Annotated in this window: 30 protein-coding genes and 4 tRNA genes; 10 read left to right on the top strand and 24 right to left on the bottom strand. The window is 47.9% G+C overall.

Annotation, left to right across the window (positions count from 1 at the left end; translation table 11 throughout):
• Positions 1 to 30: 30 nt before the first annotated feature.
• The 3 genes from EXW96_RS12535 to EXW96_RS27485 all read left to right on the top strand — a co-directional run bounded on the left by EXW96_RS12535 (position 31) and on the right by EXW96_RS27485 (position 2,089).
• Complete coding sequence (locus tag EXW96_RS12535; RefSeq protein WP_054818024.1) at positions 31 to 264, top strand: DUF3892 domain-containing protein; 234 nt, start codon at positions 31 to 33, stop codon at positions 262 to 264.
• A 190-nt stretch (positions 265 to 454) separates the two neighbouring features.
• Positions 455 to 1,813: a diguanylate cyclase domain-containing protein gene (locus tag EXW96_RS12540; RefSeq protein WP_254611362.1), complete on the top strand. Its 1,359-nt coding sequence runs from the start codon at positions 455 to 457 to the stop codon at positions 1,811 to 1,813.
• A gap of 15 nt (positions 1,814 to 1,828) precedes the next feature.
• Positions 1,829 to 2,089, top strand: a complete 261-nt coding sequence (locus tag EXW96_RS27485; RefSeq protein ID WP_309225089.1) for an ATP-binding protein — start codon at positions 1,829 to 1,831, stop codon at positions 2,087 to 2,089.
• A gap of 135 nt (positions 2,090 to 2,224) precedes the next feature.
• Here EXW96_RS27485 and EXW96_RS12545 read toward each other — a convergent pair whose 3' ends face one another.
• On the bottom strand, positions 2,225 to 2,521 hold the full coding sequence (locus tag EXW96_RS12545) for a YfhH family protein (protein ID WP_062407769.1): 297 nt from the start codon (positions 2,519 to 2,521) through the stop codon (positions 2,225 to 2,227).
• Positions 2,522 to 2,728: 207 nt separating this feature from the next.
• Here EXW96_RS12545 and EXW96_RS12550 point away from each other — a divergent pair, with 207 nt between their 5' ends.
• The gene (locus EXW96_RS12550; RefSeq protein ID WP_174350669.1) at positions 2,729 to 3,148 is read left to right on the top strand and encodes a PilZ domain-containing protein; all 420 of its coding nucleotides are present in this window, start codon (positions 2,729 to 2,731) and stop codon (positions 3,146 to 3,148) included.
• On the opposite strand, the gene EXW96_RS12555 is transcribed toward EXW96_RS12550, so the two are convergent.
• The gene (locus tag EXW96_RS12555; protein ID WP_254611363.1) at positions 3,143 to 4,084 is read right to left on the bottom strand and encodes a hypothetical protein; all 942 of its coding nucleotides are present in this window, start codon (positions 4,082 to 4,084) and stop codon (positions 3,143 to 3,145) included. The genes EXW96_RS12550 and EXW96_RS12555 overlap by 6 nt on opposite strands.
• A 180-nt stretch (positions 4,085 to 4,264) precedes the next feature.
• Between EXW96_RS12555 and bluB the strand changes: the two genes are divergently transcribed.
• Positions 4,265 to 4,903 carry a 5,6-dimethylbenzimidazole synthase gene (bluB, locus tag EXW96_RS12560; protein ID WP_062407767.1) on the top strand — a complete coding sequence of 213 codons (639 nt, stop codon included), beginning with the start codon at positions 4,265 to 4,267 and terminating at the stop codon, positions 4,901 to 4,903.
• Between the two features lie 476 nt (positions 4,904 to 5,379).
• Here bluB and EXW96_RS12565 read toward each other — a convergent pair whose 3' ends face one another.
• Positions 5,380 to 5,808, bottom strand: coding sequence for a cell wall hydrolase (locus EXW96_RS12565; RefSeq protein ID WP_054818020.1), 429 nt, complete (start codon positions 5,806 to 5,808; stop codon positions 5,380 to 5,382).
• A gap of 196 nt (positions 5,809 to 6,004) precedes the next feature.
• Between EXW96_RS12565 and EXW96_RS12570 the strand changes: the two genes are divergently transcribed.
• On the top strand, positions 6,005 to 6,709 hold the full coding sequence (locus tag EXW96_RS12570; protein WP_254611364.1) for a thermonuclease family protein: 705 nt from the start codon (positions 6,005 to 6,007) through the stop codon (positions 6,707 to 6,709).
• A 142-nt stretch (positions 6,710 to 6,851) separates the two neighbouring features.
• Here the strand turns inward: EXW96_RS12570 and EXW96_RS12575 are convergent, their stop codons facing one another.
• From EXW96_RS12575 to EXW96_RS12590, 4 genes are all read right to left on the bottom strand, one after another.
• Positions 6,852 to 7,709: an ATP-dependent DNA ligase gene (locus EXW96_RS12575; protein ID WP_174350670.1), complete on the bottom strand. Its 858-nt coding sequence runs from the start codon at positions 7,707 to 7,709 to the stop codon at positions 6,852 to 6,854.
• 373 nt (positions 7,710 to 8,082) lie between these two features.
• Positions 8,083 to 8,421, bottom strand: a complete 339-nt coding sequence (locus EXW96_RS12580) for a hypothetical protein (RefSeq protein WP_174350671.1) — start codon at positions 8,419 to 8,421, stop codon at positions 8,083 to 8,085.
• Between the two features lie 35 nt (positions 8,422 to 8,456).
• Positions 8,457 to 8,843 (bottom strand): C40 family peptidase, encoded by a 387-nt coding sequence (locus EXW96_RS12585; protein ID WP_174350672.1) that lies wholly within the window; start codon positions 8,841 to 8,843, stop codon positions 8,457 to 8,459.
• A 214-nt stretch (positions 8,844 to 9,057) separates the two neighbouring features.
• Positions 9,058 to 9,130 (bottom strand) — tRNA-Val (locus EXW96_RS12590).
• 217 nt (positions 9,131 to 9,347) lie between these two features.
• On the opposite strand from EXW96_RS12590, the gene EXW96_RS28530 reads away from it, so the two are divergent.
• A complete protein-coding gene (locus EXW96_RS28530) occupies positions 9,348 to 9,512 on the top strand; it encodes a DUF3973 domain-containing protein (RefSeq protein ID WP_137671281.1) in 165 nt (54 codons plus the stop codon).
• A 13-nt stretch (positions 9,513 to 9,525) separates the two neighbouring features.
• On the opposite strand, the gene EXW96_RS12600 is transcribed toward EXW96_RS28530, so the two are convergent.
• Complete coding sequence (locus EXW96_RS12600; RefSeq protein ID WP_054820057.1) at positions 9,526 to 9,774, bottom strand: hypothetical protein; 249 nt, start codon at positions 9,772 to 9,774, stop codon at positions 9,526 to 9,528.
• Positions 9,775 to 9,924: 150 nt separating this feature from the next.
• On the opposite strand from EXW96_RS12600, the gene EXW96_RS12605 reads away from it, so the two are divergent.
• Positions 9,925 to 10,083 (top strand): hypothetical protein, encoded by a 159-nt coding sequence (locus EXW96_RS12605; RefSeq protein ID WP_171006050.1) that lies wholly within the window; start codon positions 9,925 to 9,927, stop codon positions 10,081 to 10,083.
• 12 nt (positions 10,084 to 10,095) lie between these two features.
• Positions 10,096 to 10,317, top strand: coding sequence for a DUF2905 domain-containing protein (locus EXW96_RS12610; RefSeq protein WP_054820058.1), 222 nt, complete (start codon positions 10,096 to 10,098; stop codon positions 10,315 to 10,317).
• Positions 10,318 to 10,769: 452 nt separating this feature from the next.
• Here EXW96_RS12610 and EXW96_RS12615 read toward each other — a convergent pair whose 3' ends face one another.
• From EXW96_RS12615 to EXW96_RS12640, 6 genes are all read right to left on the bottom strand, one after another.
• Entirely contained in the window at positions 10,770 to 11,165 is a 396-nt protein-coding gene (locus EXW96_RS12615; protein ID WP_174350674.1) for a VOC family protein, read from the bottom strand.
• A gap of 189 nt (positions 11,166 to 11,354) precedes the next feature.
• Complete coding sequence (locus EXW96_RS12620) at positions 11,355 to 11,741, bottom strand: spore germination protein GerPE (RefSeq protein WP_174350675.1); 387 nt, start codon at positions 11,739 to 11,741, stop codon at positions 11,355 to 11,357.
• 2 nt (positions 11,742 to 11,743) lie between these two features.
• Positions 11,744 to 11,923, bottom strand: a complete 180-nt coding sequence (locus EXW96_RS12625; RefSeq protein ID WP_054820062.1) for a hypothetical protein — start codon at positions 11,921 to 11,923, stop codon at positions 11,744 to 11,746.
• Positions 11,901 to 12,527, bottom strand: coding sequence for a spore germination protein GerPC (gene gerPC / locus EXW96_RS12630; protein ID WP_174350676.1), 627 nt, complete (start codon positions 12,525 to 12,527; stop codon positions 11,901 to 11,903). The genes EXW96_RS12625 and gerPC overlap by 23 nt, the downstream gene beginning before the upstream one ends.
• A 14-nt stretch (positions 12,528 to 12,541) precedes the next feature.
• Entirely contained in the window at positions 12,542 to 12,760 is a 219-nt protein-coding gene (locus EXW96_RS12635) for a spore germination protein GerPB (RefSeq protein WP_062407756.1), read from the bottom strand.
• A 4-nt stretch (positions 12,761 to 12,764) separates the two neighbouring features.
• Entirely contained in the window at positions 12,765 to 13,001 is a 237-nt protein-coding gene (locus EXW96_RS12640) for a spore germination protein (protein WP_054820064.1), read from the bottom strand.
• Positions 13,002 to 13,138: 137 nt separating this feature from the next.
• Here EXW96_RS12640 and EXW96_RS12645 point away from each other — a divergent pair, with 137 nt between their 5' ends.
• Complete coding sequence (locus tag EXW96_RS12645) at positions 13,139 to 13,612, top strand: Hsp20/alpha crystallin family protein (protein WP_062407754.1); 474 nt, start codon at positions 13,139 to 13,141, stop codon at positions 13,610 to 13,612.
• Positions 13,613 to 13,700: 88 nt separating this feature from the next.
• On the opposite strand, the gene EXW96_RS12650 is transcribed toward EXW96_RS12645, so the two are convergent.
• The 10 genes from EXW96_RS12650 to EXW96_RS12695 all read right to left on the bottom strand — a co-directional run bounded on the left by EXW96_RS12650 (position 13,701) and on the right by EXW96_RS12695 (position 22,068).
• Positions 13,701 to 13,919, bottom strand: coding sequence for a spore germination protein (locus EXW96_RS12650; RefSeq protein ID WP_062407752.1), 219 nt, complete (start codon positions 13,917 to 13,919; stop codon positions 13,701 to 13,703).
• A 143-nt stretch (positions 13,920 to 14,062) separates the two neighbouring features.
• Positions 14,063 to 14,148: transfer RNA gene (locus tag EXW96_RS12655), tRNA-Leu, on the bottom strand.
• 11 nt (positions 14,149 to 14,159) lie between these two features.
• Positions 14,160 to 14,236: transfer RNA gene (locus tag EXW96_RS12660), tRNA-Ile, on the bottom strand.
• A 9-nt stretch (positions 14,237 to 14,245) separates the two neighbouring features.
• Positions 14,246 to 14,322, bottom strand: a tRNA-Met gene (locus EXW96_RS12665).
• Between the two features lie 70 nt (positions 14,323 to 14,392).
• Entirely contained in the window at positions 14,393 to 14,557 is a 165-nt protein-coding gene (locus tag EXW96_RS12670) for a hypothetical protein (protein ID WP_171006049.1), read from the bottom strand.
• Between the two features lie 144 nt (positions 14,558 to 14,701).
• Positions 14,702 to 14,830: a hypothetical protein gene (locus tag EXW96_RS28065; protein WP_302621120.1), complete on the bottom strand. Its 129-nt coding sequence runs from the start codon at positions 14,828 to 14,830 to the stop codon at positions 14,702 to 14,704.
• Between the two features lie 472 nt (positions 14,831 to 15,302).
• On the bottom strand, positions 15,303 to 17,030 hold the full coding sequence (locus tag EXW96_RS12680) for a hypothetical protein (protein ID WP_074730233.1): 1,728 nt from the start codon (positions 17,028 to 17,030) through the stop codon (positions 15,303 to 15,305).
• Between the two features lie 31 nt (positions 17,031 to 17,061).
• Positions 17,062 to 18,315, bottom strand: coding sequence for an efflux RND transporter periplasmic adaptor subunit (locus EXW96_RS12685; RefSeq protein WP_174350677.1), 1,254 nt, complete (start codon positions 18,313 to 18,315; stop codon positions 17,062 to 17,064).
• A 51-nt stretch (positions 18,316 to 18,366) separates the two neighbouring features.
• Positions 18,367 to 21,474, bottom strand: a complete 3,108-nt coding sequence (locus tag EXW96_RS12690; protein ID WP_062407745.1) for an efflux RND transporter permease subunit — start codon at positions 21,472 to 21,474, stop codon at positions 18,367 to 18,369.
• An 84-nt stretch (positions 21,475 to 21,558) separates the two neighbouring features.
• The gene (locus EXW96_RS12695; RefSeq protein WP_074729684.1) at positions 21,559 to 22,068 is read right to left on the bottom strand and encodes a GbsR/MarR family transcriptional regulator; all 510 of its coding nucleotides are present in this window, start codon (positions 22,066 to 22,068) and stop codon (positions 21,559 to 21,561) included.
• Positions 22,069 to 22,127 lie beyond the last annotated feature (59 nt).

The following is a 22,127-nucleotide window of genomic DNA, read 5'->3' on the forward strand; positions in this document are numbered from 1 at the left end:
AGCATGCTATGAACAAGGAGGCGATCAACGATGAGTCAAAACAAGCGGCACGTCGTTGCCGTACGCAAGAACGGCGACGGCGATATTGTAGACCTGAAGCTGTCTAACGGCGAAGTGGTGGATTACCTGGAGGCTCAACAGCTTGCCAAAGACGGCCAGCTGGAGAATGTCAACGTGTTCCGCGGACGGGACGGGGATGAACACCTGCGCTCCAATGCGGACGGCGATCCGTCCAATAATCTCGATAACCTTCCCGGGTTCTGATGCTAACCCGTAATAAGCCGGTACGGTTTTCCGTCCGGCTTATTTTTGATTTATCTCCCCAAAAAATCAAACGATGACGAACCAAGTATAATGAAGCGCTTAAAAAAAGATAGTGACCCGGCAGGAATTACTTTACAAATACAGAATCCATATATTATCAATTGATTTAGTCGGGAGTTGGAGTTTCATTATGAACGGTAGCACAGTCTTCGTCATTTATGCTGGTTTTATCTGCGCTTCCTCCCTATATTTCCAGCAAACTGAAAGCCCTCTTTTACTCATTGGCATAACTTTCATTTATATGCTGTCCCATGCGGCCCGCAAAATCATTCCCGTACCTCATGCCGTTCAACTGGTACTGCTGATTGTGCTCCATATCTTCAGCGCAACCCATTGGATCTTGCCGCTGTATTTGCTGCATATGGGCATCATTTTTTACAAGACGCCTTCTCTTACATTGGCGCTATCCTATAATTTAGGGATGATGACAGCCTATTCCCTTGCCGTACTGACCTACAGCACGGTAACGATATATACAGTAACCGACATCGTCTTCACCGCGGCAAGCTGCATGCTCATGGCTTATCTGTTCCGGAAATATATGTATGCCATCGAGCAGCAGAAGCAGTTGTTGACAAATGAAAAAAAGCACCTGAGCACCCACGATTTACTAACGGGTCTATACAACTTTCAGGAATTTCACCGGCAGATGGGAATTTTTGTGGAACAGAAAGAAAGCAGCATTCTGGTTCTGATTGATTGCAAAAATTTAAAGTCACTGAATACGACGAACGGCTTTCAGGGCGTCAACAAAATATTGAAGCAAGCGGCCGAGCTGCTCCGTATTATGTTCCCTGACGCTTCCCTGATTGCCCGTTACGGCGGCGATGAATTCGCCATCGTGGTTACGGCAAGCGACCCGAAGAAAACGATACATACGATCACCCAACTGCTCGCTTCCGAATTTCCCAAGCTCACGGGCATCGAAATCAATTTCGGTATCGCCAGTTATCCTGAAGACGGACTGAACAAAGACGATCTGATTCTTGTAGCCGAACATAATTTGTATATGATGAAGCGGGAAAGCTGGCTGAAGCGGGAGGAGCACATGCTGCGTTCCGAGAAGCTTCGCGTAGTTGGCGAGCTCGCTTCTGGCATGGCGCACGAAATACGCAATCCGCTGACGACGGTCAAAGGATTTTTGCAGCTGTCCAGAGCGGGGAATTACAATATCGAGCCTTGGTACGACCTGATTATGGATGAAATTAACCGGATGAGCATGCTGACCGCCGAATTTTTGCAATTCTCCAAGCCGCATGTCACCCATTATAAAATCCAAACGATTGAAAGCTGCATTAGCCGCGTCATTTCATTGCTTGATTCGGAAATCACCCGTTTGGGCCATCAAATCGGCTTTAAGGATGAAGGCCACGGAGTTTGCATGTTTATGGATCAGGACAAGATGCTGCAGCTGCTGCTGAACTTGGTCAAAAACGCCCTCGAGGCTATGCCTGAGCAAGGTACGGTATATATTCATCTTTATCTGTAGAACAATAACGCCGTCATTGAGGTAACCGATACGGGCAAAGGCATCCCCGAGTCGGAGCTTGATCAGATTTTCATCCCCTTTTACACAACCAAAGAGTCCGGAACCGGACTTGGGCTGTCGATCTGCCACAAGATCGTACAGGATCACGAGGGAACGATCGAAGTGGAAAGCGTACCGAATATGGGAACCAAATTCACCATCACCCTTCCAACGGCTACAGCCGCGGAAGCTGCTGAACGGCAGATTCAGCCAAACCGGACAAAAATTTTCGTATGAGCTTGAACCCCGCCTCCATCCAACCGGCGCTTCCAGTCACTATGGTGCAGCCGAACCAACCGAACATCCAGCCGTCAGCTGGTTTCCATACCCGTGAGGGTGACTTTTCTCATCGTTCCCGAAGTAAACGGCATTTCAGGAAAAACGGGTCAGCATGGAAATCGGGAAGCTGGCGTCGGGTTCTTGCCCCAATGTTCCCCAGGCCATAATCCCATTCACATAATGTACCTCGAACGGCAGTTGTTCGCCGTCTACTTTATATAATCCGGGCGGGAAATCGGCCGGATTCAGCGTATATGCCTTGGCCGCATAATACTTGCGCTCCAACACCGAACGCTGGCTCGGAAATTCAGCCCGCTGCATCTCTTCTTGGAGCAGTTTCATCTCCGTTTGGAGTTCCTCGGGCGTCATTTGACTATACAGCTTTTTCATAGTGTGTCTGAACCCCTTAATCGATTTAGTTTAGCGCCAATGTCCTTATGTATTCGATATTGGCGCTCCATATTCCCTTTATAAAATATTGCGGCTTTATTGAAAAGCGGTTTTTGGGCTGCCGGTGCTTGTTGCCTCGGACAAACCCCTTACGGTATAGTAAGGGAGAATAAGGTATGCATATATTTATGTAAAGGGCGTAGTTAAATGAGCAACGCGAACAGGCGGCATTTTTTTCGTTTACCGTTTCAGCATCCGCTGTGCGCCGAATTAAAAATGATAGATTACAAGGGCCTCATGCCTGAATCCAGAATCGTCAAAGCCGCGCTGCTGGACCTGAGCGCAGGCGGGGCCCGCTTCCGCACCGCAGCTCCGCTGCCGGATGACGACAACCTTCTCGTCGAGCTGAAATTTACCGTCATGCAACCGGTCGGCACCATCGTTCGCAGCATGAGATCGGAAGAAGAGCATGATGAATACAGCATTCAATTCTCATGGAATGAAGCGGATATCGCTGCCCTGACCGGCGTACTGAACCAAATGGCCGTCAAGCTGCGAAACAAAACGGTTCTCCCCGGATGCAGCTTTTGTACGGAAGAGGATCTTCTCGAATTTAAGCGCTTATGAACGGGGATGGCCTGACATTCCGGCAACGATATACGTTTTTCCGGTTTCCGTATGCCATACCCAGCTTCGAAACAGCAGCTGCTCGGGACGCATCCGGTCATAAAGGTCCTTCAATCCGATAACGGCTGTTTCCATCCCGTATTTTCCAAACGCCTCGAACAGGAACCTTGCCCGCTCCCGATCCCCCCGAGGCTGGCTTAACTCCTCGGCAATCCACTTCTTGTCCTCATCCAGCAAAATCATATCTGTCCACACCGCCACTCTTCCATCCGGTTTCACCAGGGAGAGAAGCAGCCGGTTATAATCGGATATCAAGCTGTTGCGCAAGTAACCGAGCGCCTCAATGATTTGACGAATGTCCTGCTCCGCGTAGCGTTCCATATGGCTGTAAAGCTGTGTTAGCGCGTCTATATAAAACAACTGGGTATGAACGCCGGAGGATACGACAAGTGAGAAGGAGTTATTTAAATGAGGCAGTGCCTCGTAACGCCGTACCTCGAATACACAATCCCGAAGGTAGTCCGCAATTTCCGTACCGGAAGCCCCATTCATGAGCATTTCCTCAAATTTTTCGTAAAACGAGATGTGATCCAAGCAAGTATAATCGACTCTGGTGAGCGATTTCAGACGGCTTAGCGCAAGCCCTCCCGTCTCTTTGAGCCATTCTTCCAGCATATTGTCTTCCGTATCCAGCACAGTCACCTGCTGAAAATGAACGGCCAGACCCGGGAGATCCACATCGCCGTGATTACCCGCTCCAAGCACTGCCGCCTTCTCCGGCTTCGCAAGCAGCTGAACGGACTCCCGGATTAATCTCCGCACATGATAACGGTGAGTTCCCCACTCCTGCTCGCCCCAATCCAATGTTCCAATGCCCGCTCCCTGCTCTTGCGGAACCCCGAACGGCAGCTGCATCATCCCAGGTACATTTCTCATGAAATCCCTCTTTCTAAAAGCTTGTCTTCTGTTGTCATTATAGCATAAGCCTTGTCGGAAACACATGGCATTCCGGCAAAAGAACACGACCCATCTGCCGATTTACAATGAAGACGTTTTCTTGCTAATATGATAAAACAGCGAGAAAAAAAACGATTCCTCCAGAACGGGGTGAGCGAGATGTTTACTGAATTCGAAAAAGAAGCTTTATACAAGATTATCTATACCCGAAGGGATATTCGCACATTTCTTTCCGATCCGGTACCCGATGAAATCATCATGAGGCTACTGGATGCAGCGCATCATGGTCCTTCGGTAGGATTCATGCAGCCTTGGAATTTTATTGTGGTAACCTCCAAAGAGGTTAAAGAGCGGTTGGCTTGGGCGGCGGATAAAGAAAGACGCGCATTAGCCATCCATTACGAGGAGAATCGGCAGGACCACTTTCTGAGTCTCAAAATCGAAGGAATCAAGGAGGCTCCTGTCACGATCTGCATTACGTGCGATCCCACACGCGGCGGATCACACGTATTGGGACGCAATTCGATTCCCGAAACCGATATCATGTCTACAGCCTGTGCTATTCAAAATATGTGGCTGGCCGCTTGTGCCGAAGGTTTGGCCATGGGGTGGGTCAGCTTTTATAAAAAGAATGATGTCCGCGACATCCTGAACATTCCGCCTCATATCGATCCGATCGCATTGATTTCGATTGGATATACCGATCAATATCCGTCCATGCCTATTTTGGAATCCGCAAACTGGGAAAAACGAAAATCCCTCAAGGACCTCATTTATCATGAAACTTGGGGAAAATAGACCGGCACCTATACTTGTTTCCCAAAAAAAACAAAAATCAAGGCGAACGAACAATCGATATCCCCCTATGTTACGTATACTGTTTGCAAACAGATAAGGAGGGATATCAATTGACTCATCCAGGTAAATGCTGCCCGCCAGCAGATCCCATTATCCAAAGACCCACTCAAGTCTTTAGAGATTTTTACCATCCGCAGCTTGTTCAGGTCATTCATCCTATTGAAGTGATCAATCGTCATCACTGTGTCCCCGTCTTTAAACATGTTCACACTTATATTGAAAGAAATGTGGGACCAATATCATCTCACGTTCCTTGCGGACCTTATGGAGCAGGGGCAGCCATCGCCAACGCAAAGAGACGCAAAAGATAACTCTGCCAATTTGATTATTGCTCTCCAGCAATAAGTTGCTGGAGAGCTTTGTCCCCCATAAAAGAAGCACGCCGGCTCCAAATCCACATAAGCTTATCGATCGATTTAATACGTATTGTATACATTTTCACATTCTTCTGCTGTCGGTTCATAGAAGCAATGATTCTTGTAGCGTCCTGCAAAAGGCTGATTATACCATGTCGGAGGACAGTCTCCGGGCGGTCTGAAATACCACAAGCTGAACTTTGCCGGCCAATGCCGTTCCCCGTTCACCGATCTTCGGGCCAAACGTTTTTCCCGCTCCCTGGCATTTTGATAAAAATACCCGTGAAGTACGGCTTCAAAAGCGTGAGGTTGATATATCATTTGCGGAATGGTGCGGATCCCGATAAAATCGGAACAATTCGCGCGGATGCGGTTAATCCCTACGTTGCCGACCAGCAGCATGCCCTGCTCGCCCTCCCCTTCCGCTTCGGCACGAAGTAATCTTGCAAGGAGCGCAATATCTTGATCCCTAGCTTTAACAACAGCCATCAGGTTCACCTCTTCACTGTTTATAACCTTAGAATATTGTAAAAGGAACCGATAGGTGACTGTCTTTGATCAGTTTATTGACCTGTATGGTTATTCGTGGTAATTTTAACATGACCGTAAACGCGGTAAAGCCCCTTGAGGTAGCACCTGAGGGGCTTTGCCTATTTCGTTTTTTGTTTTTAAGGAGGAGCTTGAATTGAAAAAATGGTCCGGAATTTCAGCCATGGTATTAGCAGCTGCGATTATGATTTCAGGGTGCGGCAATTTACAAGCCGCCTCAACTCCCGCCTCGCCAGCAGAGAACAAGATATTCTCCACCGCCAAAGTGACCGGGGTCGTCGACGGCGATACGATCAAAGTTGAATTGGAGGGTAAAGAAGAAACGGTCCGAATGATTCTGGTAGATACGCCCGAAACCGTCCATCCGAACAAGCCCGTGCAGCCGTTCGGGCCCGAAGCCTCCGCACTCGCCAAAAAAACGCTGGAAGGCAAGGAGGTCAAGCTGGAACGCGATGTTTCCCAGCGGGACCGGTACGGACGCATTCTGGCCTACGTATATGTAGACGATCAAATGTTCAATGAGGTGCTCCTTGAAAAAGGATTAGCCAGAGTCTCGGTTTTTCCTCCGGATGTCAAATATGTGGACCGCTTCAGGGAAATCCAGAAGAAAGCCCAGAAGGCCAGGCTCGGGATCTGGAGCATCGAAGACTATGCCTCGGATCATGGGTACGATGACAACAAGGCACAGATCTCGTCCGAGCCCCAGCCATCCCGGAATGAGGAGGTCTACTACGGCAAATGCGCTGAAGTCCAGGCTGCAGGCAAAGCTCCTCTTCACCGCGGAGACCCCGGCTACCGCAGCGGTTTGGACAGGGATGGCGACGGTATAGCGTGTGAATGAATTTTCCCTTCATACAAAAAACTCCCCGCATCGTCGATGGCTGCGAAGCGGGGATTCAAAAAATGTATATAAAAAGATGGGGTACGTTATTCATTATGGCCGGTGATCATGAAAGTAATCTTTAAAACAGATGAAAAGAACATTAAAATTTTAATTCAACCAAGGAAGGCTTCCTTAAAAAACCGTGGCGAGTCCAATGGTAAAATTTTACTTTGGCCTTGATCAAAGGTTGAATATAAACAAATTGATTGTCCTCGCCTGTAATCAGCTGTTGAGTGACATCATAAAACTCCTTCTTCTGCAGCGGGGATATATCGGATTCAATCATCCCGACCGGCCGCTTCCGCCCATGATCTTCCACCTCCGCCAACCAGCCAATGCCCTCTTTTCGATACCCTGTAATCCACACATCCTCGTACTTGTAATTCATGATCTTTAACCAGTCATGAGAGCGCCTGGAAACGTACGGACTGTCTTTTTTCTTGGCAACCATCCCCTGCATGGATTGTTCAACCAACAGATTGTAAAGCTCCTCGCCTCTTTCATTTACTTGAAGTATGATGTGAAACCGCTCATTTGTCGCCATAACGGATTCAAGGATAGACCTTCTTTTCATTAATGAAAGATTGCGCAAGTCGCGGCCTTTATGTTGAAGGATATCCCAGACCACATAATGCACCGGACGCTGCTTGGCAAAAAAGTGGATTTTCTCCCGCTTTGTTAACTGCAAACGTTCCATGACAAGCTCGAAATCCGAAGCTCCCGTATCCGGATCAATACAGCAGACCTCGCCGTCAAGAATAACGTCACCTTCCACAGGAACATCATGAAGTTCGGGATACTGGCGTGTACATTCCGTCTGCTCTCTTGTAAACAGCCGTGTTTCATCACCCTTCTTGATCAAGATTAGCCGGTGCCCATCCATTTTCGGTTCGAATATAAAAGCCGGGTCTGAGAAAGGATTGTCTTGAGACTCAAGGAGCATAGGACTAATCAGCATATGCATCACCCGAATCCATTTTATCATGGAAAATTCATTGAATAAGCAGGAAAAAGAAGGAGACCTTAAGGCAGCACAAAATAGAAAAAGGACCCCTTTCGGAGTCCTTTTCAACGGTGAGTGTTTGGTATTTGCCTTGAATCTTTCCATTAGCTCGGGTTTTACACCTCATTCACATCTTGCAGTACGTGTACTACAGTAACGTGTCTTTGGCACACACCTCCGCTTCTATCTCGATTCAACAACAACTTCCACGGTATTGCTCGTTAGATCGCCCAACGGAACCACACCTCTCTTGTCACCGTTAATAGTATGATGTCCATCCCGAAAATCTTTATGCGCATTTTTTTTGCCGCCGCGGCCCCGCCATATTTCATCGATTCAACGGCTCATATCCTAAATAAGCATCCAGCTTTTCTTTGATCAGCTTCATGCCTTCCTTCACCGCTCTTTGTATAAGTAAATTGGTTTTATAATCCTCCTGCTCATACTGCACCCTGATCTCCGCATGTTCCCCCTTGACAATGCCTATAATGACCGATACAACTTCCCCGCGCTCATCGGGTCTGCCTGGATTCTCATGCTCGCTGCGGCCTTCCTCGATCATGGAATCCCACGCCAAAACATCTATGCTGCATTTGTAATCATAATCCGGATGCTTAGAATAGGATTTGATGGTGTCGGCTAACTTCACCTTCATCCAGATCTTCATCTTGTCCCCCTTCAACCGTTCCCAAGCTAATCTAGTTAAACAACACGCTTGGCAAACAAAAAACGATTTCTCCAGTATGTATCAAATTCCGTTAACGTAACCCCCGGATCGCCGTAGGTATGAATGATTTGTCCGTTACCCGCATAGATTCCCACATGACCTACCGTTTGGTTGCTGGCAAACCGGCCAGGGGTATAAAAGAACAGGAGATCCCCGGGCTGCAGCTGATTTACGGATACGCTTTGACCAACCTCCGCCTGAGCACGTGAAGACCTGGGAAGCTTGATTCCGAAGTGGCCGTACACATACTGGACGAAGGAAGAGCAATCGAATGTATGCGTACTTTCGTAAGGTCCGGCAGCAAATTGATAGGGCGTTCCTACCAACCCTTCGGCAAAGCGGATCAAGTCATTTTTGTTCACCGAGATTCCTGCTGCTCGTAGGGTTTCCGTTTCAGATACACGGAATTGTGATAATTACTATAGTATTAAGTTTAAGACTTATACACGTAGATTTAAATGATAACCATTGACCAAGACTCTAAATGCATCTAGAGTCTTTTTTATTCAACTATGAAACCACATTATAAATTATCACAAAATAAAAAGCCCTTGAAATACAAGGACTTTTTCTGTATGACCTGTAGTGGGCTCGAACCACTGACCCCCACCCTGTCAAGATGGTGCTCTCCCAGCTGAGCTAACAAGTCATAACATCAAATATTATTTCTGCGTATATAATACCAATCTCATGAGTAAAAGTCAACACTTTTTAGACAGCACTTTTTTTCTTCCGCTCGCCTTTCTATCGTTCCATTTAAATATGAAAAAAATTTAGAAAAATCTATAAAAAAATGTGTCTTAAATCACAATTTTGGGCATATAATATGTCTATAATTGTCACATCGACGCGAAAGGAGATCATTTATGTACTATTGCATTGCATGTAATAAGGTGCATCCTCCCTTGTCAACAAAGAATGAAATAATTTTTAAGACCGGCTTTCATTACATTAATTCTACTATGTACAGCGCCGGAATATGCAAGGCTGTCCCCGAACCGGAGGAATTGCAAAAATCAGTGACAGCCTAAGCCAGGCAAGCACTCATTCGTTGACGGGAGCTTTCCCGTCTTTTGTATTGTGATTCATCCATACCCGTACGGTTAGTACGATAGTCAAGATCACCAGCCCGGCAAAACATACAACGCCTGCCGATACATACAGCCAGTCGGAAAGGGTTGGCTGCGGATCCTCCCCGGCACATGCACAGGCCAAGGATGGCTTTACATAGGACATCCCTAACCATAGCAAGGGCAATAGATATATGAACATTTTATACATCTGTCTTTTCATATCGTTTTCCTCTTCTTTTCAAGCGCCAGTACGTTCCTAATAGAGTAGACGGGAGACATCCGACGAAGGTTCCGCATCCAAAAAAGTGGTGTTTTCAACAACCCTTTTCGTGTAAAATAAAGCATATAACCCTTACAGGAGGCAATTTCTATGAAAATTGTGATTTCTGCATCCGAGGCGATGGAAAAGGGAGTATGGATTGAACTGCTCAAGCTTTTCGGCAGAGACAAGGATGAGGATTTTTTGCCTAATGAAGAGTTCATTTTAACAGAAGAACAAGCGGTGCAGTTAAAGCTGATTACAAAATAAGGAGCGGCAAGTATGGATTCGATTCCCAAGCTGTTGATCTGGGGCGGAGTGGTTATGATCGTCGTCGGACTCCTGTGGTCCGTAGGCGGAAAATTTTTGAATCTTGGCCGGCTTCCGGGCGACATTGTCGTGGAGAAAGAGAATGTAAAATTTTATTTTCCGATAGTTACGTGTATTGTGATCAGTGTCGTCTTATCGCTCGGCATGATGGTCATCCGTTGGTTTACAAAATAAGGCGCCCCTTACGGGATGCCTTATGGACATGAAACCTGCTATTTCCGTTTCCCATTCCTTGAACTCCAATCGATGGAGCTATCTTTCGGTTCGGTTATGTTGATATTTTCGTTGCGTACCATCTGAGATAAATCATCGATCGTTTGATCGAGGAGTTCCCCCTTGTGTTTGGAAAATAACCGGCGCCTTTCTTTAAGCAGAATCTCCAGTATCAGTTTTTTTTGACTTTTGCTGAACAGCATAACGTTGTTCACCTAGCTTTTAGTTTTTTTCTCAAACGCCATGCACGGCTTTCCTGAGGATCGCTTTACCAATGCCGAAGGCAGGTCGCTCGTCTTGAATCCGTAGAATCGGCAGCCTCTGGGAAAGCCCGGGTCCCATGTCACATAAAAGTATTTACACAAAAAGCAATTTATTCTCTTTTGAACGGCAGCGTTGTCGTTCTTCATGCATCAACTCGAGCGGGTGGATTGAAAGAATTCGATCCATTCTCCATCCGGTCCGTAAAAGAAGAAATATCTTGAACCGTTAGGCAGTGTCGTAATTTCTTGATCGATGAGCTTAACGTCCATCCGGCTAATCCGGGCCCACTCTTCTTCAATGTCATCGACCGTGAATGCAAGGTGATGCACCTTGCCCTCCTGCGGAAGCCCGTCGTTATAGCCTTGAATCAGTTCCAGCTCCGTTTCGCCGGCCTGTCCGAAGCCGAGGAAAGCAAGCTTGATCACTCCATTCGAATGATCCAGCTTATCTTTCAACTCTAATCCGACCACTTCTTTATAGAATCGAACCGAAGTATCGATGTCCTTTACCATGACACCGACATGTTCTACCTTTCTGCCTGCCAAGTTATTCCGCTCCTCTCTTCATTCATCCTATTCCCATCTATTATATCATAAATCAACATTAGGCTGGAGTCCCGGCGATGCTGTTCACGCCATTTATGAGTCCGCGGCCATATGCTGTTTGGTAGTTTCATCTTCCCGCTTGTTCTGAAACATTACAAAAACAAAGACCCGTTCCCGGGTCTCAAATGTCTACTTTGGCCGTAAGCCGCGGAGCAGCTGCCGGATATGCTTGATTCGGGATTCCGAGCGGATCGATGTAATCGATCCAATCTGGACTAAAGAGGATGTGGAAATGGCCAGCACCTCCACATTATTGACATGTATAGCACCTGAAACCTGATGTGTGGACATACGAACTTCACGCGCTTGTCTCGGTACCGGGAGAGGCGCCGAGAAAATCGGGTACGCTTTGAGATTGCCTTCCTTCCCGTGATACGCAGGAATCTCCCGATGAACCGCTAAAGCGAGAGTTACCGGCGAGAAGTCTCCCAGATCCCCTGCATTCAAGGCGGAAGCATAACCGATATTGTAAATCATGACCCGGTTTACCACCGAGGTCCTGACCGGGAGCGCCATGCTCATTCCTCCAGAGGCAGCGGTTCAAGAGGCCCGATAATAAGCGACTCCGGCGGGGTATCGAACACACTGGACAAATAGATGACCTGCGTATCGCCAATGAGAAAAACGGACGAACTGGCAACAGCGGTCACCTTCACATTCCCGACGTTAAGCGCCTTATTTTCCACCTTTAGAATCATTCGCAGCGCCCCCCTCTTGATTCATTTTCATTACATACTGCTTCATCGCCAAACGGATATCTCCAATGACTTTATCCGTAATGATCTGCTCCTGCTCCATCGTAAGCACCGCCTGCTTAGGGTCTACCATCGAATCCAAATAATACTCGATCCTCTGTGCGGCTTGCCCTTTTAAATCTCCGATGACAAAATCCGAAAAGTCCTGACCGAACTCCACCCCATACATGGCTTCAAGGTCGGCCAGCTCCTCAGGGCAGGATCGCCGCAAATAATCATAGACCTGTTTCTGAATGCGGGCAAAGGATTCCGATCGGGCTGTATTGGTTCCGATGGCCTGCCCTCCTGCCGTGGCGTCATCCAATGATTGAGTCCCTAAGCCTGTCGGGGACAAGCCTACATTTAATGTGCCTTCCAATGTTTCCACTTTTAATTGGTCGAATTTGTATTCAATCCTTTCGATAGTCACCCCTCGCTGCCCCTTTAGCGAATCCAGTTCTCGTTCAATGAGTTCGATACGTCCCTCCAAATTCCGGATGCGTTCGGTTTGCCACCTCAAATACTCGTTTAACTGATGAAAGTAAGACTCAGGGTAGGATGAATTCATCGAATATTCCTCCGTTAACGGGAAGGTGCAGGAAGAGGCACAAAAGGTACGGCGGACGGAACCGCAAACGTCCCTCCCAATTCAGGAGCAGGTCCGGTAAACCCTCCCGTATTATACAAATTCGCCAAGGCGCGAATCGTTCCGGCTGTTCCGATCTGAACTACGGACGAATTCGTCACCGCGCCGATTCTGAGCTGGTGTATGACGATATTCTGATGAATGGTCAACTGCATAGAATTAGACGACACCTGCCTTATCCGCCGAGGAAATGTTGGAATCGAATACGTCATTATCATAAGTATTGGTCGAACTGACTACATTGTAGGTTCTTACATTTTCGCCGGTATTAAAAGAACCTGCCCCTGCAAAGGTTTTGGCTATCGTCTTGGGAGCCAATTGGATCGCGTCGCCGATGTGCACTACGGAGCCTGTACCTACACTCACAATCTTAATTGCACCCACGATGGCCGGCATGGCAGCAACACCTTACCCGTTATGGATTTGATTCATTATATGTTCTGATCCCAGAAAGTATGTGTTTTGCTTCGTTATCAAGGTTATCCTTTGCGTTTCACATTCATATACTGAAGCAGTAAGGAGAGTGGATGATCATGGACGAAAACAAAAATAACAACAATTTCTTCGATATAAATTGGAAAAATTTCGAGCAATTTTTTGGCGGGAAGCTGCCTTTTACAGGACCCATGAACCCGGGGAAGGAGAGTGAACCTATGGCATGGGTTGAAAATTATGTAAAGAACGTCATGAAGCAAGCGATGCCGAATATGGATTCCCCTTCACTCAAGCATCATTTTCATACCGAGATTTTTGATACTCACAACAATGTTATTGTGAAAGTTCATGTCCCGGATAAAGCGCAAGCACGCAAGCTGAGGGTTAAGCTGAACCTGAACCAAGTTCGCCTGGAGGGGCTGCCGGACAACAAAACGCAGACCATCCGATTGGCCAGTCTGGTGGTTCCCGAAAGCTGTAAAGCGGTCTATCGAAACGGCATTCTGCAGCTCCACATACGAAAGCAAAGCGCGGAGAACCCTTACCAGGAAATCGATATCCGGTTTACGTAAAATACAAATCAGCGCATCCCGTCCGTTTTCGTTCAGTACGGAGAGATGCGCATCGGACTAACGCTGCATCGCCGGCACGATATGCGGCCTAATTGTTTCCCGCATTATTCGAATCGGCTACATCGGGATCGATCGTATTCGTGAAACTGATCAGCGTAAACGTAGCGCTGAAATCACCAGTATTGCTGCCTCCAGCCCCTGCGTTCGCTTTGGATGTGCTTTTAGGCGTAATTTGCAGGACATCGCCAAATACCAGCTCGCCAGCGTTACCAGTCACTTTAATGGGCGCCAAAATAATCGAAGGCATGGAACCCCTCCTCTTTCATGTGATTATATAAGTATATGAACGAGGGAATGAAAAAACACTCGCCTATAGTAAAAAAATACGAATAAAGGGTTTTGCTTTGGCGATTGCCAAGCAAAACCCTTTATAAAAATCGTTGTAAGAACTGCCGAAGACCGGACTCGAACCGGTACGGTAGTCACCTACCGCAGGATTTTAAGTCCTGTGCGTCTGCCAATTCCGCCACTCCGGCAAGATCTTATTTGGTGGGCCCTGAGGGACTCGAACCCCCGACCAATCGGTTATGAGCCGACCGCTCTAACCAACTGAGCTAAGGGCCCTGGTGTATTTGGTTGCGGGGGCAGGATTTGAACCTGCGGCCTTCGGGTTATGAGCCCGACGAGCTACCGGGCTGCTCCACCCCGCGCTATTGTTTCGCTTACGACAGCGACAAAATTAAATATACACCAAATAAATCGTTGAAGTCAAGCATAAAATTATACCATATACCTTACGCCAAAACGCCCTTTTTTGGATCGAAACACCTCTACCTCCGAAGGACATTCATAACCGTAGATCCACCAGTCTTCTTCCATCCGCTTGGCCAAGCAGCCGGCCTGAAATTTACTGTCGTACAATTTCACCCAATAAATCCAGTTCATTGTCCTCACTCCGCTTGATGTAGATGAAAAATAAAGTTCTGTTAATAGCTTAACCAAAATAAGTTGCCTTATTTTAAGGAAGCCTCTCCAAAATATAACAAGTATAATGAGGCGCGATGCAAGACATGTAGTTAGCTGATCTGCTCATCCAAATCGGTAAGGCAGCTGGATTTCCCTGACGATCAGAGCGATGTCTTCAATAGTGACTCCGCGTTCTTCCAGCTTCTGATATACCGCGGCTTTGACTTCCTTGCTGTGTACCTGACGTCTCATGGTAATAGCCTCCTTTTCTCCAATAGGATGTCCGTATCATATTATGTAAACGTTTGAATGCTGGTGTGGACGAACTGCTATTTCTGTTATTTTCCATTTTTCTTTTGGATAGATGGACCGGAAGCCATTATAATGTAAGCAAAGGAGGGATTGATATGTTCTATGGCATGCCGTCTTTCCGTCAACCGAAATCCGTGAATTCGCGGACCTTTACCGCAGAAGGTACGATCCCCATTTTCCGTTGCTTAAACCGCATCTTACCCTGCGGGAAAAAGAAGCCTGGGACAAGCCTCCGGCTTCCTTCAGATTCCGCCTCGCGGCGGACACCCTTGCCCTCAGCTACGGTAGGCGCTCGCCAGCCCCCGTTCGGGACTTTCACCCTAGAGATGACGCCCATGCTGGGCGTACACAGCAAGACGAAAGGCGGCCTGTAGAAGGCCGCCTTTCGCCGGAAATGAAATATAAAGTCGGATTATTGCTTGAATACGCCAAGCAGACGTTTACCTTCTGCACCTGTCTCTGTGGTAAACACTTCATAGATGCGAACGGATAACGGGTAACCAAACTGCTCGGAATTGCCGCTGAAGGTAAAGTTGTTTTCTCCGTTTACAATCCGGTTCGAACCGATGAAAGGAGCGGTTGCCGTTCCGAGTAAACGGTCTAAATTATCATAAAGCTCAAACTGCAAATGAGAGAAGCTCGGATCGATCTGAACCTGCTGCTGACGCTCGATATCAAAGAAAAATTTGGCTTTGTAGGAATGCGTAAGCGTCGTCGAGTTATACAGCGCGCTGATATTCCAGCTGCTTACCTTCACATCGAACGGATAAACACTAAATTGGTTTTGCTCGTTTTCGGGTTGAAGCGTCACATTATAAGTTGCGATGGTTGTTTTATACGGAGCCGCCGTCTTGGCGTCCAATACTCGGAGCGCCAGTCCTTTGCCCGTCTCGGAGAATGGCACCGTATACTGGAAGCTGACCGTAATCGATGAATTCGGCAGGACCGAAGGCGTGCTGATGCTCTGCTTGCTGCCGCTGTACTGGTATCCGTCCGCGCTCATGATTTCGGATTGGAAATTCGGTACGGCGATTGGACGGTCGCTCTTGTTCGTCAGCTTAAATTTGGCCGTGACGTTCTTGGAGCCTTCCTCTTTATTCTCATGCATGTTCAGTTCAACGACGGATACTTCCATATCCGGGTGAATCAAGGTGCTCAGGCTGTCAAATTTCATCGGCGCACCGAGCGTGTAAGCCTCATGGTTATTGATGTTTCCTTGGTTCGGAAGCAGAATGTTCAGGCGTCCCACATTGTAGGTCACCTTCTCTCCCGGCCCCCCTGCCCCGCCCTGGGCAAACGACTCGGGAGTCAGAAGGTTTAAGCTGGTGAGTACGGCATCCTGATCAACGGGAATGGAGTAATGGATATATTTTTTTTCTTTTGCTTCCAAGGCAACGATCCCCTGCTCTACCCGGCTGCCGGAGTAAATCTTGCCGTCCGTTTTACCGTCGATAACAAAATCAGGGACGATCTCTCTTTTGTCCGCCGGATTGTAAGCCAAAAGCTGTACGACGTAGAATGTACCCTCCTTGGTCGATTCTTTGTTGATGCCTACCGGTGTATATTGAATCGGAGAGATCACCGACGGAATCACGAAGGAGTCCGACCATTTTTTGACGGCCGCGGGATCCGTAATCGGCGTATCGCTTCCTTTCCACGTTTCTCCTTGAATCGGAGCGGCTGCGATCAGCGTCTCCTTCTTTGGATAGACATACACGTCTACATCCGTCCAGTTGACCTCGGTTAAGCTGACGCTGTCGGTCCGGTCGATAACCGTCATGTAGCTCAGCTCGGTATTGGCTTTCGGTTGAATCGCTTTGGCATTGGAGGCGCTAGGCTGCAGCGTATATTCAATGCCTTCGCTCGTCTTCACGCGAAGCTCGTATTCCGGAACTCTCGTTACGGCATTGCCGTTGTTCTTCATCCGGATGACGACACCCAGACGCGTCCCTTCCTGTACGCGTTCGTTCAATACGCTTTTGACCTCGACATCCAAGACCTGGGTCAATTTGTATGTAACGGCCGTCTGTGCGCTGACGGCGGGTTCTGAAGCCTCGGCCGCAAAAGCGGAGTAACCGGTGCTTATCATCGAGGCGGTAATTACAACAGATGCTACGGTTTTCTTCAGCTTGTGTTTCACTTGGGTTTCCTCCTGTCAAGTCTGATGTCGGTTATTTAGCCAACTGTACTTTTTCTTTGTCCTTTAATTGGTTTTGTCCAGATACGATCAGTTGTTCACCCTCACTGACGCCGGAGAGGACTTCCTGGAATGTATCGTTTACTCGTCCAAGCGACACCTTCCGCTTCTCCACCTGGTCGCCAACGAGAATAAACACAAAGGTTTCTCCGCCTTCACGCACAACACTGAGCGAAGGTACGGTGACAACCATCTGTTCGCTTTCCTCCGTAAGCAGAATTTGTGCCTTCATCCCCGGTTTCAGCTTACGGTCGCCATTGGGAACCTCCAATTCCAGTGTAAACGACTTCGATTGAGAGCTCATCACGTCGGCTAAGTAGCTCACCTTGGCTTTCGTATGATCCAACGTGCCCGGTATATAGAAGGTAAGCTCTGTCTTGCCCCTTACCAGCTTAGCCATTTCTTCCGTCAGCTCCGCCTTGATTTTGATCGGGTCAAGCTGCTGTACCTGGGCCGCACGGAACCCTCCATTCAAGTACATACCGACCTCGATAGGAAGATCCGTCAGTACACCGCTGACGGTGGCCTTCACTTCCATATTCTCGAGGGTGCGGTCGATCTCGCGGATGGATAAGTTCGATGTTTGGACAGCCTGTTCGAGCTGAGCCAACGAATTCGTGCTTTCAAGTGTTTTCAGCTTATTCTGACTGCTCTCCAGATCAAGGCGCAGGTTGTTAAGCTGCGACTCCATTTGCTCCAGCTGGAATTTGGTCACAAGCCCCATATCATAATCGTTGCGCATCTTGTTATAATCTTTTTCCATATCTTTGATGGACTGTTCAAGCTTCTTGATTCCGTTTTGCAGGTCCAGCTTGGAATCCGCCAAATCTTGACGAGCTTTGGCGATTTGCTGTTGAGCCGTGGCCAAAGCGATTTGTGTCTTTTCCTTTTGAATTAATACATCCGTAGGATCAAGCCGGAAAATCACCTCGCCTTTATTCACCATGTCGCCGCGTTTTTTCAGAATTTCCTTTATGTCGCCGCCCGCTTTGGTGACAATATCCATCTGTATGGAAGAGATGACGTCGGCCACTTGTTCCATAGGCTCACTGATTTTTCTCTTCTCGATGGGCGCCGCCCTTACGGTCTTCAATTGGGCTTCCGCCGTATTCGCCGTAGCATCCGCCGGGGGCTGAGAAGAACAACCCGTAAGGAGAGCCGCGCTGATGACAACAGCCCCCGCTATTTTGGTGCTATGTTTGACTGTATGATTCCATGTCCGATTCATTTGTGCCGATTCTCCTTTTCCTTTATCTATCGATACCGATCGCAGGTTGAATTAAGGTGCGACGGATTCTGTCTTCATAGCGACAGCCTGTTTCTTGTTCCGCCTGAACAATCTGCTTACTCGCTGCTTGGCTCCATCCACCAACTCATACATGACAGGCACCACAACCAGAGTCAGGATGGTAGAAGTCGTCAGACCTCCAATCACGACAACGGACAACCCTTTGGAAATAAGCCCTCCCTCAGCTGCTCCAAAGGCCATAGGCAGCATGGCGGTTATCGTAGCTCCGGCAGTCATAATAATCGGGCGAAAACGGCTTACTCCTCCTTCTATCAATGAATCGCGAATGGAATGCCCCGCCTCTACATTTTGCTGAACGCGGTCGACCAATACGATGGCATTCGTAACCACCACCCCGATCAGCATAAGAAATCCGATCAAAGATGTGATATTGATCGTTTCTCCGGTTAGCAAAAGCGCTATAAATCCGCCAATAGCGGCAAGCGGAAGCGAGAACAGGATAACGAATGGCGCGCTTGCGTTCCCAAAGGCGATAACCATGATCAGATAAACGATGCCGATGGCCGCGGCCATGGCAACAACCATATCACTAATCGTTTTTTGGATGTCGTCGCTAACCCCCTGAACTTCGGTCCGTACGCCGTTGGGAAGCTCAATGGTTCGCAGCGCCGCACTCACTTTATTGCTGACGCCGCCTTTGTCCTTGCTTTCGATCGAAGCCGTGATTCTTACATATTGTTCCTGATTTTCACGGGTAATGTTGGCCGGTGAATCGATTTGACGGACTTGAGCCACTTCATTCAAATAGACCGTAGAACCTCTCGGCGTCTTAATCTGGAGTTGGCCAATTTTATCCACCGAGTCTTTGAAATCGTCATCGAGCATGATCTTCGTATTAAATACGGTGTTGTCGAATCTGAGGTCACCGATACTGTCTTTGGACAGCCAGCTTCGGATATTCTCCAGAATTTGCCCGGAAGACAAGTCGTACAAACGCGCTTTGTTTTGATCGACCCTGATCTCCAGCTCCGTTTTTTTATCGCTTAAGCTGTCCTCGATCTCCGTCAGCTCCGGAAATTCGCGCATTTTTTCTTTGACTAATTCGGCTCCGATCATCAGTTGATCCAGATCGTCGCCTTTCAGCATGTAAATAAAATCCGATCCTGTTTGTGCGCCGCCCGATTCCGTCAAATTACCGGTAACCTCGGAGCCTTGCGGCATCATCTCTGCAATCTTGACCTTCATTTCTTCCAAAAGCTGTTTCGTATCGGAAGCTTCGGATGCTTTGGCCATAATCGAGGTTTTATAAGCGATCCGTTCCTCCCCGTAGTCAAAACCGACCATGGTGTTCACATAGGTAAAGGCCGGCTCATTGTTCGGATCCTTGGCGGCCAGAAGCATATTCTCCACTTCCTTAGCCTTTAAATCCATCGTTTCAAAGGACGTCCCGCGCGGCATCTCCATGGAAAACTGCACTTCTTTTGCCGTACTGCTTTCCGGTATAAACTCATATCCCATGAATGGAACCGTTCCGCCAATGGTCAGGATAAACAAAAGAAAGGAAGCAAAAACGGTTTTCTTTGGATTATCAAGGGTCCAGGAAAGAACCTTTTTATATCGGGTCATAAACTTTCCGTTGTTCGGTTCCTCATGGTGTTTAAGCTTCTGGTGGTTCAGTACCAGCAGTTTGGCCAGCATGGGAATGACGGTCAAAGCGACAACCAGCGAAGACAGAAGCGCCACCGCTATCGTAATGGCAAACGGTCTGAACACTTCACCTACGATCCCGCCTACAAAAGCAACCGGAACAAAAACGCCGGCTGTCGCTAAAGTCGACGAGGTGATGGCGGAAGCCACCTGGGATGTCGCATGCTTGATGACCGATTCGTTGCGTTCATGCGTCTTTACCAGTTCACTGTAAATATTCTCGATAACGACGATGCTGTCGTCCACTACCCGGCCTATGGCTATAGTCAGCCCACCCAGGGTCATGATGTTCAAGGTAATATCCAAAGGCACCATAACGAGCAGCGTAATTAAAATGGATAATGGGATAGAGACCAAAACAATGATCGTCATACGAATATTTTTTAAAAACAGCAGGATCATGAGCGAGGCAAACAGAGCACCCAGAACCGCTTTCTCCAACATGCCGTTGATCGACTTTTTGACTTCGTTGGCCTGGTTCATGATCGGGGTGAATTTCACATTAGGAAATTCCTTCTCCCAATTGGCGATCAGACCTTCGACTTTGCTGACAAATTCAACGGTATTCGCGTCTTTCGCTTTATAGAGCGTCAAGCCGATCGAAGGCTCGCCGTTCAATCTGGACAAGAATGTCGACTCGGAAATGGCTTCGACTTTAGCAATGTCCTTCAGCAGTACCGTATTGCCGTCCGTCGTATTGATTTTCATATTTTCAAGAGCATAGATGGAGTTCAAATCGCTTCGGACGCGCACCATTTGCGTATTGCCGTTAATATCAACGGAACCGGCGGGGCTTGTCGTAAGGGCGGCACGGATGCTTTGCGATACCTGAGCCGGGGTCAAGCCGTAGTTAATGAGCGCATTCATATTCAATTTCATATTCAGGGTAGCTTCCTGATTCCCCACGGCGTCCAGCCGGTCGATCCCGTCAAGTGTGCTCAAGGTAGGATCGATGATATCGTTGTAAATCCGATCGAGATCAGACTGATTTACCCCGTTCTGACCGCTCATCGCCAGAAAGTAGACCGGGATCGAGCTAAAGCCGAATTTGGCCACCTTGGGTTCGGAAGCGCCTTGAGGAAGGCTGACATTGGAAAGCATGCCTTCGATATCCCGCTTGGCTTCATCAGGATCCCGCCCGTTTTCCAGCTCGACTTGAATGGTCGAAAAATTGTCAGCGGAGGTCGAAGTAATTTTTTTGAGTCCTTCCAAACCGACGATCGCCTTCTCCAAAGGCTTGGTCACATCCTCCATCACGTCTCTGGGAGGTGCGACATACGTCGTGCTGACAAAAACCATGGGCAGCGAGATATCCGGCATTGTTTCCTGATTAATGGTTACAGCGGCATATCCGCCCCCGACGAACAACATCGCGCAAATGATGATGACGGCTGCGACGTTCTTCATGGAAAAACTCGATAAATGATTCATCTCTCTACTCCTCCATTACGATTGCTGACTACTTAGACGAGTTTTTTTCTGTATCCCCTTCAATAATACACCTGTTATTTCACATTATAGCTGCTCCCTTATCCGAATCCATTCTTCCTCAATGCCTTCGAGCCGCGACATGACCAGCCGATACATCGCCGCGCTCTCAATAAAACGGCGTTTGGTTACTTGAAAAGAAGCTTGCTCTTCCTCCGTCACATTATCGATTTGGGATAAAATCGTAAGCGACTCATCCACCTGCTTTGTGATGGACTCCACTTTATGCCGCATCGTGCGCAGCGTGATCGTACTAAAATCTTCAGCGATGTAATAGTAATCCTTGCGGTCGTTGCCGGTAGGTATTTTCTGGCACATACAGTGCTTCTCCAAAGCGCGGACCTGGACGCTGACAGCTGCCTTCGTCACTCCGAGCTCATCGGCCATTTCCTGCAGACTCAAAGGCTCAGGAGCGAAAAGCAGCAGCGCGAAAATTCTCCCGACCAAGGGACTGAAACCGTCCGTCTCAAAGGAAAGAGACAGATGATTGCTTGCGGCCTGCTTTAGTTCAGCAAAGCTTTGCGGCTTAGAATTCATGATAATCTCCTCGGTTATCTATGTAATTATCGTTAAGAATGTTGTTAACGATATAAATA

Source organism: Paenibacillus sp. JMULE4 (genome assembly GCF_013337105.1).
Classification (GTDB): domain Bacteria; phylum Bacillota; class Bacilli; order Paenibacillales; family NBRC-103111; genus Paenibacillus_G; species Paenibacillus_G naphthalenovorans.

Bases quoted from the DNA above. Each gene is read 5' to 3' on its own strand.
- EXW96_RS12610 (WP_054820058.1), top strand. From the start codon at position 10,096: ATGGATTCGATTCCCAAGCTGTTGATCTGGGGCGGAGTGGTTATGATC.
- EXW96_RS12605 (WP_171006050.1), top strand. From the start codon at position 9,925: ATGAAAATTGTGATTTCTGCATCCGAGGCGATGGAAAAGGGAGTATGG.
- EXW96_RS12670 (WP_171006049.1), bottom strand. From the start codon at position 14,557: ATGAACTGGATTTATTGGGTGAAATTGTACGACAGTAAATTTCAGGCC.
- EXW96_RS12555 (WP_254611363.1), bottom strand. From the start codon at position 4,084: ATGAGAAATGTACCTGGGATGATGCAGCTGCCGTTCGGGGTTCCGCAA.
- EXW96_RS12565 (WP_054818020.1), bottom strand. From the start codon at position 5,808: ATGGCTGTTGTTAAAGCTAGGGATCAAGATATTGCGCTCCTTGCAAGA.
- EXW96_RS12645 (WP_062407754.1), top strand. From the start codon at position 13,139: ATGGACGAAAACAAAAATAACAACAATTTCTTCGATATAAATTGGAAA.
- EXW96_RS12575 (WP_174350670.1), bottom strand. From the start codon at position 7,709: ATGCTGATTAGTCCTATGCTCCTTGAGTCTCAAGACAATCCTTTCTCA.
- EXW96_RS12625 (WP_054820062.1), bottom strand. From the start codon at position 11,923: ATGATTCTAAAGGTGGAAAATAAGGCGCTTAACGTCGGGAATGTGAAG.
- EXW96_RS12695 (WP_074729684.1), bottom strand. From the start codon at position 22,068: ATGAATTCTAAGCCGCAAAGCTTTGCTGAACTAAAGCAGGCCGCAAGC.
- EXW96_RS12690 (WP_062407745.1), bottom strand. From the start codon at position 21,474: ATGAATCATTTATCGAGTTTTTCCATGAAGAACGTCGCAGCCGTCATC.
- EXW96_RS28065 (WP_302621120.1), bottom strand. From the start codon at position 14,830: ATGAGACGTCAGGTACACAGCAAGGAAGTCAAAGCCGCGGTATATCAG.
- EXW96_RS28530 (WP_137671281.1), top strand. From the start codon at position 9,348: ATGTACTATTGCATTGCATGTAATAAGGTGCATCCTCCCTTGTCAACA.
- EXW96_RS12620 (WP_174350675.1), bottom strand. From the start codon at position 11,741: ATGGCGCTCCCGGTCAGGACCTCGGTGGTAAACCGGGTCATGATTTAC.
- EXW96_RS12535 (WP_054818024.1), top strand. From the start codon at position 31: ATGAGTCAAAACAAGCGGCACGTCGTTGCCGTACGCAAGAACGGCGAC.
- EXW96_RS12600 (WP_054820057.1), bottom strand. From the start codon at position 9,774: ATGAAAAGACAGATGTATAAAATGTTCATATATCTATTGCCCTTGCTA.
- EXW96_RS12685 (WP_174350677.1), bottom strand. From the start codon at position 18,315: ATGAATCGGACATGGAATCATACAGTCAAACATAGCACCAAAATAGCG.
- EXW96_RS12635 (WP_062407756.1), bottom strand. From the start codon at position 12,760: ATGCAGTTGACCATTCATCAGAATATCGTCATACACCAGCTCAGAATC.
- gerPC (WP_174350676.1), bottom strand. From the start codon at position 12,527: ATGAATTCATCCTACCCTGAGTCTTACTTTCATCAGTTAAACGAGTAT.
- bluB (WP_062407767.1), top strand. From the start codon at position 4,265: ATGTTTACTGAATTCGAAAAAGAAGCTTTATACAAGATTATCTATACC.
- EXW96_RS12545 (WP_062407769.1), bottom strand. From the start codon at position 2,521: ATGAAAAAGCTGTATAGTCAAATGACGCCCGAGGAACTCCAAACGGAG.
- EXW96_RS12540 (WP_254611362.1), top strand. From the start codon at position 455: ATGAACGGTAGCACAGTCTTCGTCATTTATGCTGGTTTTATCTGCGCT.
- EXW96_RS12650 (WP_062407752.1), bottom strand. From the start codon at position 13,919: ATGCCTTCGATTATTTTGGCGCCCATTAAAGTGACTGGTAACGCTGGC.
- EXW96_RS12580 (WP_174350671.1), bottom strand. From the start codon at position 8,421: ATGAAGATCTGGATGAAGGTGAAGTTAGCCGACACCATCAAATCCTAT.
- EXW96_RS12550 (WP_174350669.1), top strand. From the start codon at position 2,729: ATGAGCAACGCGAACAGGCGGCATTTTTTTCGTTTACCGTTTCAGCAT.
- EXW96_RS12640 (WP_054820064.1), bottom strand. From the start codon at position 13,001: ATGCCGGCCATCGTGGGTGCAATTAAGATTGTGAGTGTAGGTACAGGC.